This is a genomic window from Chlamydia gallinacea 08-1274/3 (assembly GCF_000471025.2).
Lineage (GTDB): Bacteria > Chlamydiota > Chlamydiia > Chlamydiales > Chlamydiaceae > Chlamydia > Chlamydia gallinacea.
This window is the reverse complement of record NZ_CP015840.1, coordinates 292,392-306,099: the sequence shown is the minus strand read 5'-3', so window position 1 is coordinate 306,099 and position 13,708 is coordinate 292,392. Positions and strand designations below refer to the sequence as shown.

Below are 13,708 nucleotides of genomic sequence, written 5' to 3'. Positions count from 1 at the left end.
ACTAAGGTAATACATAAGCATAAAGACAAAGGAACTTTTGTCTAGAATAAAGCGTGTTTATAACAATATTTTTTATAATTTAAAGAACTGTAGACCTCTATACCCCATCTTAGGCAAAATATAAGTCTCGAATGGAGAGTGTTATGATAAAAAAAGTACGTCTTAATAAGTTCTTAGCTTCTGCAGGGGTTGCTTCACGAAGAAAATGTGACGAAATTATTTTTTCGGGACACGTATCGATAAATGGTCGTGTAGCTTCGGGACCTTTTGTCCTGGTAGATGAGGAGAAAGATACTGTCAAGGTGAACGGTCGCTTAGTTAAACAAACGAAGAAAGTCTACTTTATGGTACATAAACCTTTGGGATATCTATGTTCCTCTGAAAGAAAATTTCCAGGATCGAAATTGGTTATTGATTTGTTTGCTCATCTCCCGTATCGGGTATTTACTGTAGGAAGATTGGATAAGGAAACATCGGGATTACTATTAGTCACGAATGATGGAGAGTTTGCTAATAGGATGATCCATCCCTCGTTTGGTATTACGAAAGAATATCTGCTCAAGGTGAATCGTGATGTCACAGGGAAGAATCTCCAAGATTTAATGGAAGGAGCTATAATTGACGGTAAGAAAATACGCCCAGTTTCTGTAGAAAAGGTACGTCGTGGAACGATTAAAATCGTTGTTAATGAGGGGAAAAAGCATGAAATTCGCTTATTTGCAGAAGCTGCGGGGCTTCCTCTTTTAGAATTGAAACGTATTCGTATCGGAGGACTAGTTCTCGGTGGTCTTCCCTACGGGGAATACCGTGAACTTACAGATGCTGAGATTCTCGCTTATATGTCCGGCTCACAAGTTTAGTGTGTTTATGGTTTTTTCTATGCAACCTATGACAATATTTTTTTCAGTTCTGTTTTCTAGTGTTTGTCTTGGTGTTGTTTTTGGCGCGTATTGCCAGTTATATTATCTTATTCAGACTGTCTTATTGTCTTGGAAGTTGCTAAGTCGTCATGCTATTGCTAAACGTCAAGCATTACTTTCTCTAGCGGTTTTTGGAGGTTACTCTACGACACGTCTATCTCAAGAAATCGATTTTCTTACTCAATATCATCATATTTCATGGAGGCAGTTTTTAAAATATGGGTATGACATTCTCTTCGCATTTAGTGAAATGGAGGATGCTCAGCAACAGCTGCTTAAAGAGATTTTAGAGTCTCTACAAGATAGAAACGAAAAGGAAATTATTCCATTTATAGAAGATTTTTGGGCAAGCGATAATTTGTTTGCTTTTGAATCCACAGCTTATGAACAAGCTGTAGAGAAGTACCTAAAGCAACGCTCGCGGCCGATATTTTGGCTTGTTTCTCAAGTATTTCATTTTTTAGATTTACCCGCTGTATGCTTCTCTCGCTAATGTGTGAGGGAATGCTGAAGAAATGATTGTTTGAGCGTGGTAGGCTAAAGTATCTTTGACTTGTTTTAAATCAATGCTGTGTTGAAGAAGTATAGCTAAGGAAGTTGCTGGTTGTTGAATACTTATAAGATCCTCAGGCAGGCTATTTCCATTGATTCCTATTCCTAAAACAACTCCTAGATAGCCCTGGGAAGGAAGGGTTTCACTAAGAACTCCACAGAGTTTTTTCCCGTTTACTAAAATATCGTTTGGCCATTTTATTGTAGCATGGAGAATCTCTAGATCGTGCAGAAGTTGTAAAACAATGTCAGTCCCTAAACGAAATAACCGGCTAATATCGAGATTGAATTCTGTGATGAAAAAGCATAATGATAGAGTAATATCCTTACTGGAAGATATCCAAGAGCGATTAAATTTTCCTTTGCCTTCTGTTTGATTTTGTGTAGAGACAATAGTAAGAACATAGGGATTCCAAAGATGCATTAACTGTTTAGCTGTTTCATTTGTTGATGGGGTTTCCGCTATTTCGTAATGCACAATTTTCATATTTTTACAGGTAATTTCATTCTTTAATGATTAAGTATTATGAGAAATATTAGATATTTCAGCTATGTGAATTTGTGGGTGTTTTTTATCATTATTTTACTCATGGCTATTAGTGTAGTTGTTATTTCATCCATGGATACATCTGCATTGTTCATGGCACCTTCAAAAGGGGTATTTACTCAAAAAAGCATGATGCAAATACGTCATTTTGCTTTGGGGTGGATGGTCTTCACTATTTGCATGTACCTTGATTATCATAAGCTAAGAAACTGGGCTTGGCTACTTTACTCATTAATGATTTTAAGTCTTGTAGGGTTATTCTTTGTCCCTACTGTGCAAAATGTGCATCGTTGGTACAAGATCCCTTTTATTGGTTTGAGCGTACAGCCATCAGAATATGCTAAGCTAGTTGTTGTGATTATGTTGAGCTATACTTTAGATGTGCGTAAATCCGTGATTGCATCTAAAATAACAGCAGTTCTTGCTTGTCTTGTGGTAGGCGTTCCTTTTTTTTTGATTTTTAAAGAACCAGATTTAGGAACAGCTCTAGTTTTGTGCCCTATAGCCCTAGCTATTTTCTATTTAGGGAATATCCACCCTCTATTTGTGAGAATTTGTTCGATTATCATGGGTCTGGGTATTTTGTGTTCTTTGCTTATTTTTTCTGGCATTGTTCCTCATGATAAAGTGAAGCCTTATGCATTAAAGGTGATTAAAGAGTATCAATACGAACGTTTAAGTCCCTCTAATCATCATCAACGTGCCTCTTTAATTTCTATTGGATTGGGAGGAGTCAAAGGACGTGGATGGAAGTCAGGGGAGTTTGCAGGGAGAGGTTGGTTACCGTATGGATATACAGATTCCGTATTTTCTGCATTGGGGGAGGAATTTGGCTTAGTAGGTTTATTTTTTGTCTTATGGTTATTTTACTCCTTAATTTGTTTTGGTTGTCGTACTGTTGCTGTGGCTATAGATGATTTTGGCAGGCTTTTAGCAGCCGGAATTACTGTGTATATTTCTATGCACGTTTTAATCAATATCAGTATGATGTGTGGGTTGCTACCTATTACAGGAGTCCCCTTAGTGCTCGTGTCTTATGGAGGCTCTTCAGTAATTTCCACTATGGCCTCCTTGGGTATTTTACAAAGTATTTATAGCCGGCGCTTTGCTAAATATTAAGTTATTTTAGCAAGCGTAAGGCATTAAGCCCTACGATAATTGTACTGCCCTCGTGAAGAATCACGGCTAGCCATAAGGGAATGATTCCCAATGATGCTGGCCAAGAGACACAGAGAATAATAAAAAGAGCTAGTCCTAAATTTTGGGTGACAATTTTACGAGTTTGTTTTGCTTTTCGAATTATCCACGGGAGGGAAGAAATATTGTCGTGAAGAAGCACGATATCGGCAGCTTCTATAGCAGTAGCGCTCCCTGCTTCTCCCATGGCAACCCCTACTGTAGCTTGCGCTAAAGCTGGGGCATCGTTAATTCCGTCGCCCACCATAAGAATCTGCCGTTGTTTTGCAAGTTCTTGTATTTTATGTAATTTATCAGCAGGAGATAAGTCAGAAAATACTTCAGAAATCTCTAAGAGTTTTGCTGTGTTTTGTGCACTGACGTAGTGATCTCCTGTGAGCATGCTAACGCTATAGCCTTCTTTTTTTAATTCCTGCACAATCTTTTTTGCATTGGGACGAGGTGTATCTTTGAAATAAAAAAGAGCACAGTGCGAACTTAGGTAAGCAAGAGAACAAATTTCTCCTCTTTGTTTTGCTAGAGCAACATGGTGTTCAATTTCTTGAATATAGTTCGAGGGGATATTGTGTAATGCGGAGGTAACTCGACCTACAAAAGCTTTTACTCCTTGAAAAATTCCCTCTACACCTTGTCCTGGAATTGTATGGTATTGGTCCGCAGTTCTAGGAACAATATGGTTATTTGTTAAGTAGGTAACAATGGCTTCCGCAATTGGGTGGGTCGAGGATTGCTCTAGGGCTAATATCGAAGGTAAGAAATCCGGATTATCTGGCCCAAAGATGTCGCATCTGATGCAAGTAAGCTCTCCTGTAGTTAATGTCCCTGTTTTATCCATAACAATAGAATTACATGAGGCTAAGCGATCTAAAATAACCCCTCCTTTTAAAAGGACTCCATGTTTTGCACAGGCATTGATCGCACTTAAATAAGCAATGGGAATAGCGATAATTAATGCGCAAGGCGAGGCAGCAATTAAAAATGCTAAAGCACGATATAAAGCGCTGTGAGGACCTAAAAAGGGAATAGAAGTAAATAAGGGGAGTAAAATAGCGATAGCGGTAGAAATAGCAAAAATTGTAATAGCATATTTTGAAGAATATTTATCCAAGCGTTGTTGTAGGCGTGGTTTAGATTTTTGTGCTTGAATGACAAGATTGATGATATGAGCAATTGTAGAATCTGCTCCTGTTTTTAATACACGAAGATCGAAGCTCCCCTCAAGGTTATGTGCTCCTGCAGGAACGAATGACCCCTGCTGACAGGATTTCGGTGTTTTTTCTCCGGTGAGGTGCATGAGGTTAATTGATGAAGATCCGTGAATAATTTGTCCATCTAAAGGCACTACCTCGCCACTTTTAATGCGAATAATATCTCCCACCTGAACTTGATTCACAGATATTTTTTTCAGATTGCCTCCCTCAAGGACAACCCAGGCAATTTTAGGAGCTAAGTGCTTTAACGAAACTAAAGTACTTTTAGCTTTGCCCGATACCATTTGCCCTAAAGATTCGGATATTGCAAACAAGACAAGGAGTAAAGCTCCTTCTAAAGCACCACCAATAAAAATGGAACCAAAGGCTGCGGATGTCATCAAAATATCAATATTGACAATTTTTTTAGAAATGTCATCCAAGGACTTAATTAGAGCTGGAGTCCCTGCGAGGAAGAAAGTCAGGATAATAAATAAATGAGATACATTTTCCGCATGAAACCAATAGGTAGTTAAAGCAAAAAGGTATGTGCCTAAAGAAAGGAAAGCAGATTTTAATGATAAATTTCGACTGAGCGAACGATTTTTTGGGGATAGCATAGGACTAGTTTCTTCAGACATTCCTGATTCAAAAAAATTGTTTAAAATTTCAGGAGAAAATGGAGTGGAAAAGAGTTTAACAAACACTGGGCTACCTAGATGATTCCATTATAATAGTTTTATACATGTACATATCATACTAATGGATGTTAAGAAAATTCCCAGGATCCAAACTACTTCAGAAATAGCGTCATTTCCAAGGATTTTAGCTTTAATTAACGAAAGGATTCCAATAAGCACAGAGGAGAAAATGCCTGCTACTGTATAGCTCGCACAAAGAATTAGAGGGAGGAAGCAAAGAAGCCCTAAGCATCCACCCAGCATTCGGGTTCCTCCCTGGTATAGGGGGTGAGGGAAACTCTCCATAGAGATATGGAATTCTTCGCGAATCATGGTATTGAGCAAAAGAGTAGAGTCTGAGCTAATATAATCCACGATTTCTTCAAGCAGAGGAGACTTAAAGCCGTGATTGCGGTAAATAACAGCCAGTTCTTGTTTTTCTTGTTCTGGATGCGCATCGATTTCTTCTTTTTCTTGGAGCATATGCCTATGGGTAAGCTCCATATATGACCAAGCTTTTTTTGCTTTTAGACAGCTTTGATAAAAAATAAAGCCAAAACTTAAAGAAATAAATAATTTAGTTTGGGGAAGCTGTGGTATGGGCATAAGAAAAAATAATGTTCGGATAAAAAATAAGAATACTCCTATAGATAAAGCATCATCTACCAAATGATATATAAGACCTTTTCTTGTAGTGTGTGGTTCTCCCATACATACGCGGTGTCGATCTCGAATATCTTCTATATGTTCTTCTGGCGTGCAGTTATTAAAGTGAGCGTATTGTTTAGCTGACATGGATCCTACCCGATATTATTATGTTTACCTAAATTTAGCTATTCTACGGGAACTAATTGTTCTTGATTGCCTAAATAAGGGCGCAAAACTTCAGGAATAATTATGGAGCCATTTTTTTGCTGGTTATTCTCTAAAATTGCAATAAGTAGGCGGGGTGTAGCTAATCCTGAACCATTAAGAGTGTGGACAAAATGGAGCTTTCCTTGCTTGTCTTTGAAACGTGTTTCCGAACGTCGAGATTGAAAATCCGTACACTTGGAAATAGAAGAAACTTCGTAAAAAGCTTGCTGTCCCGGTAGCCAAACTTCAGCATCAATAGTTTTAGATGCTGTAAATGACATATCTCCAGAAGAAAGTAGAGATAAACGGTAGGGAAGTTGCAGCTCTGTCAAAATTTCTTCAACAATGCCTAGCATTTTTTCAAAAGCAGCTTCCTCTTGATCTGGAGTAGTAAAGGCAAACATTTCTACTTTATTGAATTGATGTATGCGGACTAAGCCACGTTCATGAGCACCTGCGGCGCCAGCTTCTCTACGGAAGCAGGGAGTGTAAGCAGCATAATATAGAGGGAGATCTGTTTCGTTTAAAATCTCTTGAGAATGAAATCCATTGAGAACAACTTCTGCAGTTGGAATAAGATAGCGATACTGTTCCCCATCTTCTACACGATAGTACTGACCATTAAATTTAGGTATTTGCCCAGAACCAAATAAAATATCATGTTTTACCAGTAAAGGTGGAAGCCAAAGCTGCATTCCATGAGATTGTTGTTTCTGTAATAAATATGTGAGCAGAGCCCACTCTAAAATAACCCCTTGATTTTTATAGGCTACCCATCCGGATCCTGAAGTTTTTGTAGGGAGCTTAAAATCAAAAATTTGTAATTTTTGATTCAACTCCACATGATGTTTGGGAGGGAAAGAAAATTTTGGTAAAGAACCCACGTTTTTAATTACTTGATTTCCAGTTTTATCAGGACAGAGGGGCACATCATCGTCGGGATAGTTTGGAAGACAAGCCATTAAATTATGTAAATCTGAACTTTTCTTTTCAAGAATGTCTTCTAATGAGGATATCTTGTTAGATAGTGCCTTGACTTCACAAACCATTTCAGTAGGGTCAGCATTTTTAGCTTTGGATTTGTGAATTTCCTCTGAAAGAGTCTTTCTTTGTGCTTGCAAAGCTTCAACATCCGTTTTTAATTTTCGGACTTCCTTATCTAGGTTAAGAATGGGAGACAAAGAAATACTAGGATCTTTTTTACGTAGACGAGCTTCACATTCTTCGGGAGTCTTGCGTATTAATTTTATATCTAACATTCTAGTGTCTCTTGTTTTAGATCCTTTATGCTAGGCTTAGTATATGGAAGATTTCTCCGAGCAACAACTATTTTTTATGAGAAGAGCCATTGCTCTGGGTGAAATGGGAAGAATTTCCGCTCCTCCAAATCCTTGGGTAGGTTGTGTAATCGTAAAAAATGCGAAGATTATTGGAGAAGGCTACCATAAAGGACCAGGGCAACCTCATGCAGAGCGAGAGGCATTCTATTCTTCTAAAGTTTCCGTAGAAGGGGGTGATGTTTATGTGACTTTAGAGCCCTGTTGTCACTATGGAAATACTCCTCCTTGCGTGGACTTGTTAATACAACACAAGGTGCGGCGAGTGTATGTTGCTCTTGTAGATCCTGATCCTCGTGTTTCGGGTAAGGGCATGGCTGCTCTTCGGAAAGCAGGGATTCTTGTTTATGAGGGATTGGGAAAGGAAGAAGCTGCGTTGTCTTTACAACCCTACCTTCATCAAAGGCGACAGAGATCTTCTTGGATTTTAATTAAGACCGCATCGACTTTAGATGGTCAAGTTGCGGATGCTAAGGGAAAGTCACAATGGATTACTTGTTTAGAAGCCCGTCGTGATGTGGGGAAATTACGTGCCGCCTCTCAAGCAATTGTTGTGGGATCTCAAACAGTAATCCAGGATAACCCATGGCTAACTGCGCGCACGGAGTCAGGGGAACTGTATGCTCGACAGCCTAAACGTATTGTTTTAGATAGTGTAGGAAGGGTTTCGCCCCAGGCTCGGATATTTCATAAGCCGGAAAGTGCTTTATACGTTACTACAACACTTTGTCCTCTAAAGCATCGAGAAAATTTTCAGAATCAGGGTATTGACATATTCGTCACTCAACCCTGGGAAGGAAAAGTGCATTTGTTGGAGCTAAGTCAATATTTATCAAATCAAAATATTTTGCAAGTGATGATTGAAGGAGGTCCTACCCTACAAACAGCGTATATAAAAGCCAACTTAGCTCACGCGATTGTTTTGTATATAGGAGGTAAAATTCTCGGAGATCAGAGAAAGAATATTTTTGGAGATTTAGGGTTACAACTAAGTTCTTCTAGGAAACTTCTTTTGAAATCTTCAGAAATTCTAGGAAATTCTTTAAAGACATTTTGGGAGTTTGTTTAGCTAATTAGAGACGGGGAGAATAGATTGAAGAGAAAAGCATCTTCCAGTAGCATTTTTTCAGAGAGTGGGTGGATTCTCGGGAGGAGGGAGCTTCCATGGTCAAGCCTGATGATGCTGTTGGTGAGGGGTGCTTTGATTCTATAGAGCAGGCATTAGAGGATATTGCGAAAGGCAAATTTGTCATTGTTGTCGATGAGGTAGACAGAGAAAATGAAGGTGATTTAGTAATCGCAGGTGAGAAAATCACCGTAGAAAAGATGACTTTTCTTCTTCAACACACCACAGGGATTGTTTGTGCTTCTTTGGATAGCCATCGGTTGCAACAGCTAGATATCCCCGTAATTTCCGATAATCAGTGTCATTATAATACTCCCTTTACTTTATCTGTTGATGCTGCACAGGGAATCACGACGGGTGTATCGGCAGCAGATAGGACGCGTACTGTTGAATTGTTATCCAATCCTTGTAGTCGCCCCGAGGACTTTGTTCGTCCCGGCCATTTTTTCCCTTTAGTAAGTGCTCCGGGTGGGGTGCTTAAGAGAGCGGGTCATACGGAAGCAGCTCTTGATCTTATGCGTTTGGCTCATATGCAACCCTGTGGCGTACTCGCAGAGCTTGTCAATGAAGATCATACGATGATGCGTCTTCCCCAAATTTTAGAATTTGCGAAGAAGCACAGCCTTTCCGTGATTTCTATCACAGATTTAATCGCACACCGTATGTTGTCTGAAAAGCTAATTAACCATGTTTCTTCTGCCCGTCTGCCTACAGAATATGGAGAATTTGATATTCATGTCTATGAGTCTGTCCTTGATGGTGTACAGCACATTGCTTTGGTAAAAGGTGATGTTCGAGGAAAGCAAGATGTCCTTGTTCGTGTGCACTCCGAATGCCTTACGGGAGATATTTTAGGATCTTCTCGTTGTGATTGTGGGAAGCAGTTGCAGTTAGCTATGGAATTTATTTCCCTTGAAGGACAGGGCGTTATTGTTTACCTTCGTGGGCAAGAAGGCCGAGGTATTGGTTTGGGACATAAAGTGCGTGCCTATGCTCTACAAGATCGTGGATATGACACAGTGGATGCAAATTTAGAACTAGGGTTTCCCATAGACTCTCGAGACTATGGTATAGGAGCCCAAATTTTATTTGACTTGGGGTTAACAACGATTAGACTAATTACCCACAATCCTCATAAATATTATGGTTTGCAAGGATTTGGATTAAAGATAGTCGATCGTATTGCGCTGCCAATACATATGTCAGAAGATAATGCGTATTATTTACGAACAAAAAAAGAACGACTGGGACATTGGCTAGACTTTCCTCCAACATGAAATTTCTTTAGGAAGTGATATGAAAGAATATAAAGGTAGAGCATTAGCACAGGGTGCTCGGGTAGCTATTGTGGGATCTTGTTTCCACGAGCCTATTGCTGATTCATTAGTCATAGGAGCCCAGCAGACATTTTTAGATTTTGGTGGTTCGCAAGATGATTTAACAATAGTACGCGTCCCCGGAGCTTTTGAGATTCCCTGTGCATTAAAAAAACTTCTTACCTCCCAGTCTTCCTATTCCGCTATGGTTGCTTGCGGTGTTTTAATTAAAGGGGAAACAACACACTATGAGCATATTGCAGATCAAGTCGCAGCAAGAATCAGTGAGTTATCTGTAGAGTATAGTCTACCCATTACGTTTTCTGTGATTACTGCCCCTTCAATAGAATTGGCATGGCAACGTGCTGGACACCATAGGGAAACTCATTTGGGGAGATCGGGTATGCGGACAGCACTAGAAATGGTTAACTTATTTACACAAATATAAAATCATATGATTTGTGATCCTATAGAGCAATACTGACAGAACCATTTAAGTGAACACGAACGGCAACGTTTTCTGAAAAAATATCCAACCCACCGCAAGAGCCCGAAGTTTGTGAGAAATCTAAAATAGTTGCTTGATCAAGGAGATGTTTTCTTAACATTTCTTTGTGAACTTTCAAGCTTTTTATAAGCAAAGACAATACTGTAGTGTAAACTTGACGTAAGCGGTTGTCTGGATTGGATGCTGATATTCCTTGACCCGCTTGCAATAATCCAGAGATAAGATTCGGCAGACCACGAATAACTAAAGGAATATGTTCTCCTTGAGCAGTATAAAAATTATTGGTTAAGCTTTCTATGTCCTCAGGAGAGAGATGCTTAAAACTTGAAGCTAAAGACATGGCATCTGTAGGCGATAGTTCCATTAATGTAGCCAGGCGAACTAAAACCATATCATTTTTGGAAGAACCTTCAAAACCTAAGCGATTAGCGCGATAAGTAAAATACCGAGAAAAGGCCTCTTCTACGGTAGCATGTTGTTGTAACATAGATAAAAGAGGAACAAAATTGTAATACAATTCTTGAGAACATGTCTTCTCACCACAGACATCTAAAGCATGAAGATATAAGTCTAAAATAACTAAAGGGCGTTTTGCTCTTCCCGTAGAAAGAAGCTGGGAATTTGGTGTCGTTGTAAGGTTAAATAAAGCGTGGTAATCTGCTAAACATCGTAAAGATAAGAATACTTCCTTTTGCTCTGGCGAAAGTCGAGAAAACGAAGGACTGAGATCTGGAAATGCTTGTAAGACATGTAAAGCTTTAAAATAGAATGCATCAATATGAGATTCTGAAAAATAGGGTTTAAAAAGAGCAACAGCTTTTAATGAACATCCTAAATATTTTAGAATAATGGCAGTTTCTAAGATTTTTAACGTATTATCAAAATGTTTCGGAGAGTTTAAAAAAAGCATCAATTGCTTATGGATAGTTTGAAATTGTTTAAATGATAAGCTGTCTTCAGGAGACTGTAATTGGCAAAGTTGGCCGTAAGCTTGTCTTGATCCTTGAATAAATAAATGAAGATAAATCAGACTACGTATAGCTACGTCCAGAGTAGGAATTTTCCTTTCAAATAAAGATAAAGAATAGTGGGTTTTAAAATTTCCTGAGAGGACGTTGTTTGAGATCGTTGAAGGTTCTGCAAGCCATAATAATTCAGGATATTGTCGGAGCTTAGCTTCTATCCAAGCGTCAGAGCCTATTTTTGTTTTGTTAAAAGCAGGAGACGACGTAAGTAAAGATGAAATGGAGTCTCCGTAAGAAACCGAGGGTACACTTAAAAGGCAGCACAGTAAATAAACGCCCCGTATGGTAAGGATTTTTAGCATAAGATCCCCTCGTAATCTATATTTCATTTATTCAAGAGCTCAACAAAACCCCATGTTGATAACAAAATGACCAATAACAAATCAACCCGAGAAACTCAAGAGACGTTTTCTTCATTGTAGGAAGAATATGCTTTACATATACATGAATAATTCACCTACCTTTTTAAATAAATAGAGGATGTATTCATTTTTAATTTTAATTTATTATTTTATTAATCTAACGAACATCGAATGTTTTCCTCATAGAAAAAGTCGTAAGATAGCGAGAAAGACTATCCATATAAATCTAATATGATTTATACTTAAGAAGTACTCTATTAATTGTGTTGACAAGAGTTAATTAGCCAGTGTTTTCTACTAACCATTTAAAAAATAGAGAAATGAGTCAGGATAAAGATGTTGTTGCATCTTTTGAATTGCATTTCCTTGGTTTTTTAGAAGAGAACACAGTACAGCGTTCTTCCCAGTCCTGCTGTACTCACGGCTACTTGTCCCAACCCTCCTGTGAATTGAGTACTATAGTTTCAAAGTGTCTTGATGCACATAAGCTTTCTATTTCTACTTCTACCTCCGTGTTAAGTTCAATCGGGCGAATCTCCACCCACACCTGCCTTGTGCAAGGGGAAAGGAAGCTGGAGCTTGGAGGGAACAATGGTGCAACTTTCTTAGAGCTCTGAGAATTCTAGAGCTTCCTTTCCCCTAAGAAGAAGCCGGTTTGTAGATGTTTTCAATGATAAAAAGAGTATGAGAGTTAGCACTCAAGTGGAGATAGCATGTTATATTTTTTGGAAAAGTTTAATAGTTATTTAATTTCATTTGGCATTTTCCCCATCATTATATTTCTTGGTGGATTATTTACGTGGAAATTAAGAGGTTTGCAGTTTACTGGTCTAAAGCTTGGGTTTAAATTCATGGTAAGCAGTAAACAAGCCTCTTCTGAAGAAGGGCAGATATCTCGTTACGAAGCTGTCGCTGGTATTTTAGCTGGTAACTTTGGCACAGGAAATATTGCAGGTATGGCAGTAGCATTGGCTTGTGGAGGCCCTGGAGCTTTAGTATGGATATGGGTTGGGACTCTTTTAGGAGCTATTGTTCAGTATTCGGGATCTTTTTTAGGAGTGAAATACCGAAAATTTCATTCTCGTACGAAAGAATTTATTGGTGGCCCTACCGCATGCTTAGCCTATGGTTTGGGTAATAGGTTTCTTGCAAGTTTATTTTGCCTATTCACAATTATCACAGCATTTTCAGCAGGAAACTGTGTGCAAATTAATTGTATAGTTCCTTTATGTAGTGACACTCCGTTAGTTAAAGTTGTTCTTGGAGTGATTATAGCATTGACAGTTGTTCCTGTTCTTATTGGAGGGAATCATCGTATTTTACGGTTCTCAGCAAAAGCTATTCCGTTTATAGCAGGTTTTTATATTATCTCTTGCTTTATTATTCTTGCGCAACATAGTGCACAAATTTTACCTGCTGTAAAATGGATACTGTTCTCTGCATTTGGAGTCCAATCTGCTATCGCAGGCCTTGGCGGCTATACGTTGATACAAGTCCTTTCCACGGGAATGAGCCGAGCTATTATGGCTACAGACTGTGGTAGTGGTATGGTTTCTATATTACAGTCAGATTCACGAAGTAACAATCCTGTTATCGATGGATTAGTTACACTACTCCCTCCTATAATTGTTGCCTCTGTGTGTTCGATTACGATGTTAGTTCTTCTTGTTTCTGGAGCCTATACATCGGGTTTGGAAGGAACTTTAATGGTATTACAAGCGTTTACAAGTGGCCTAGGCTCCTTGGGAGGAGGTATTGTTATTCTTGCCATGGCCTTGTTTGGTTATACAACAATATTAACTTGGTTTGCTTGCGCTGAGAAAAGCTTATCATATATTTTCCCTGGGAAACAGGCAAACTTATGGTTAAAGTTTCTTTACGTTTTTATTACGCCTCTAGGCGGGGTCATTGATACGCGTTTGGTATGGGGACTTGCAGATACAGGATTTATTGGTATGGTAATTTTGAATTGTATCGCTCTAATTGTTCTGATCAAGGATGTATTAGAAACGAATCAGCAGGTTGCTCTTCTTAAGCTAGAGAAAGATCTTGAGATGGGGACGGTGCAGCGTTAAATATTCTGAGTAGTTCTC

Annotated in this window: 13 protein-coding genes; 8 read left to right on the top strand and 5 right to left on the bottom strand. The window is 38.8% G+C overall.

What is annotated here, in order from left to right:
* The first annotated feature begins 146 nt into the window (after positions 1–146).
* Both M787_RS01350 and M787_RS01345 read left to right on the top strand, forming a co-directional pair.
* Positions 147–860 carry a pseudouridine synthase gene (locus tag M787_RS01350; RefSeq protein WP_034734906.1) on the top strand — a complete coding sequence of 238 codons (714 nt, stop codon included), beginning with the start codon at positions 147–149 and terminating at the stop codon, positions 858–860.
* Positions 861–888: 28 nt separating this feature from the next.
* The gene (locus M787_RS01345; RefSeq protein WP_034734908.1) at positions 889–1,413 is read left to right on the top strand and encodes a hypothetical protein; all 525 of its coding nucleotides are present in this window, start codon (positions 889–891) and stop codon (positions 1,411–1,413) included.
* On the opposite strand, the gene M787_RS01340 is transcribed toward M787_RS01345, so the two are convergent.
* Positions 1,387–1,959 (bottom strand): biotin--[acetyl-CoA-carboxylase] ligase, encoded by a 573-nt coding sequence (locus tag M787_RS01340; RefSeq protein WP_021828666.1) that lies wholly within the window; start codon positions 1,957–1,959, stop codon positions 1,387–1,389. The genes M787_RS01345 and M787_RS01340 overlap by 27 nt on opposite strands.
* Before the next feature lie 39 nt (positions 1,960–1,998).
* On the opposite strand from M787_RS01340, the gene M787_RS01335 reads away from it, so the two are divergent.
* The gene (locus M787_RS01335; RefSeq protein ID WP_021828665.1) at positions 1,999–3,138 is read left to right on the top strand and encodes an FtsW/RodA/SpoVE family cell cycle protein; all 1,140 of its coding nucleotides are present in this window, start codon (positions 1,999–2,001) and stop codon (positions 3,136–3,138) included.
* A 1-nt stretch (position 3,139) separates the two neighbouring features.
* Here M787_RS01335 and M787_RS01330 read toward each other — a convergent pair whose 3' ends face one another.
* The 3 genes from M787_RS01330 to serS are packed head-to-tail and all read right to left on the bottom strand — an operon-like array spanning position 3,140 to position 7,200.
* The gene (locus M787_RS01330) at positions 3,140–5,113 is read right to left on the bottom strand and encodes a cation-translocating P-type ATPase (RefSeq protein WP_021828664.1); all 1,974 of its coding nucleotides are present in this window, start codon (positions 5,111–5,113) and stop codon (positions 3,140–3,142) included.
* Positions 5,114–5,134: 21 nt separating this feature from the next.
* Positions 5,135–5,881, bottom strand: a complete 747-nt coding sequence (locus M787_RS01325; RefSeq protein WP_021828663.1) for a VIT1/CCC1 transporter family protein — start codon at positions 5,879–5,881, stop codon at positions 5,135–5,137.
* A 38-nt stretch (positions 5,882–5,919) separates the two neighbouring features.
* The gene (gene serS, locus M787_RS01320; protein WP_021828662.1) at positions 5,920–7,200 is read right to left on the bottom strand and encodes a serine--tRNA ligase; all 1,281 of its coding nucleotides are present in this window, start codon (positions 7,198–7,200) and stop codon (positions 5,920–5,922) included.
* 43 nt (positions 7,201–7,243) lie between these two features.
* Here serS and ribD point away from each other — a divergent pair, with 43 nt between their 5' ends.
* From ribD to ribH, 3 genes are all read left to right on the top strand, one after another.
* A complete protein-coding gene (ribD, locus tag M787_RS01315) occupies positions 7,244–8,347 on the top strand; it encodes a bifunctional diaminohydroxyphosphoribosylaminopyrimidine deaminase/5-amino-6-(5-phosphoribosylamino)uracil reductase RibD (protein WP_021828661.1) in 1,104 nt (367 codons plus the stop codon).
* Positions 8,348–8,442: 95 nt separating this feature from the next.
* Entirely contained in the window at positions 8,443–9,681 is a 1,239-nt protein-coding gene (locus M787_RS01310) for a bifunctional 3,4-dihydroxy-2-butanone-4-phosphate synthase/GTP cyclohydrolase II (RefSeq protein WP_021828660.1), read from the top strand.
* Positions 9,682–9,700: 19 nt separating this feature from the next.
* Positions 9,701–10,168: a 6,7-dimethyl-8-ribityllumazine synthase gene (gene ribH / locus M787_RS01305; protein WP_021828659.1), complete on the top strand. Its 468-nt coding sequence runs from the start codon at positions 9,701–9,703 to the stop codon at positions 10,166–10,168.
* A gap of 19 nt (positions 10,169–10,187) precedes the next feature.
* Here the strand turns inward: ribH and M787_RS01300 are convergent, their stop codons facing one another.
* On the bottom strand, positions 10,188–11,555 hold the full coding sequence (locus M787_RS01300) for a hypothetical protein (protein ID WP_021828658.1): 1,368 nt from the start codon (positions 11,553–11,555) through the stop codon (positions 10,188–10,190).
* Between the two features lie 347 nt (positions 11,556–11,902).
* Between M787_RS01300 and M787_RS01295 the strand changes: the two genes are divergently transcribed.
* Together M787_RS01295 and M787_RS01290 are read left to right on the top strand one after the other, a co-directional pair.
* Positions 11,903–12,232, top strand: coding sequence for a hypothetical protein (locus M787_RS01295; RefSeq protein ID WP_064317833.1), 330 nt, complete (start codon positions 11,903–11,905; stop codon positions 12,230–12,232).
* Positions 12,233–12,328: 96 nt separating this feature from the next.
* On the top strand, positions 12,329–13,690 hold the full coding sequence (locus M787_RS01290) for an alanine/glycine:cation symporter family protein (protein WP_021828657.1): 1,362 nt from the start codon (positions 12,329–12,331) through the stop codon (positions 13,688–13,690).
* Positions 13,691–13,708 lie beyond the last annotated feature (18 nt).